The 1,078-nt window shown below is 31.1% G+C and carries 2 protein-coding genes; both read right to left on the reverse strand.

Annotated features, from left to right (window positions below; all coding sequences use genetic code 11):
* On the reverse strand, nt 1-237 hold a 237-nt coding region (locus DMC01_RS12555), incomplete at its 3' end, for a hypothetical protein (RefSeq protein WP_142694518.1).
* A 1-nt stretch (nt 238) separates the two neighbouring features.
* On the reverse strand, nt 239-1,078 hold an 840-nt coding region (locus DMC01_RS14115), incomplete at its 5' end, for a hypothetical protein (protein ID WP_185908963.1).

Consider the following 1,078-nt stretch of genomic DNA (forward strand, 5'->3'; position numbering starts at 1 on the left):
GCCAAGATATAAGCCTAGCTTGTATAAGGTAGGATCAAAATGCTCGTTTTTAAGATAAAACCCATTAGGGCAGTAATCTTCAAGGAAATTTAGCCCTGTGTTTATGCCTAGATATAATTCTTTTGTTTTTTGACTACGCAAGAACTTGTCGTGGGATTGGAAGTTGAGTTTAGGTTTAGGTGGCAAACGACAAAAATCTACAAACTCAACATCTTTTATAGCTTCTTCAACATTCATCTTAGATCCTTATCATTTTTTCTATAAGCCTAGCATCTCTTTCGCTTGGCTGTAAGAAATAAAGATCATCACCTTGCATTTGAAAGGTTTTAAATTTATAGTAGTTCCTATCTTCTTTGGAAAAATAAAAATATTTACTAGAATAAAATAAGTATTTTAACAAATCATCATCCATAGGCTGTTTTTTGTGTATGTAAGCGTGTCTAAGCTCATGTATTAGCGTCCTTAAAAACTCCTTTTTGTTTGATGCTTTGTTTATATTTATTTCAAGGGCATTTGTTGTGGGATTATATGTGCCATAAATATTATTGCCCAATTTTTTATATGATATATTTAGATCTAAGATAAGATCTTTATTTATGAGCTTCAAAAATTCATCACACCATTTTTTAAGATCATTTTCTTGTCTTAATGCCTCTTTTAAAGTGAGGCTTGTATTAAGATAAGGCTCATTTAGTGCAAAGTTAATTGTTTGAGTAAAGGTTTTCAGATCTTTTTTATAAGCTTGATAGTTTTCTTTTATATTACTACTTAGATCAAATCTATAATAAATATAGGCTAGCTTACCAGCGAGGTTTGGATTTAATTCTAAATAGTTTATTATATCGTTTTGATTAAGCCTTTTTGATTTTTTACTCACTGTTAGATCATAAACAAGCATGGCTATAAATTGATAAGCAGTTTTTAAATTTGCTATATTTTTAATATTTTTCCATTCATTTATATAGTTAGTATCCCACACCACCCCCTCCCCACTTCCTTCTACCACACTCCCATCCTCTCCCTCACCAACCCTAAAACCAAGATCAAGCACAACAAAGGCATCATTTAAATTAGGCAC

It is taken from the genome of Campylobacter troglodytis (assembly GCF_006864425.1).
Classification (GTDB): Bacteria; Campylobacterota; Campylobacteria; order Campylobacterales; family Campylobacteraceae; genus Campylobacter_D; species Campylobacter_D troglodytis.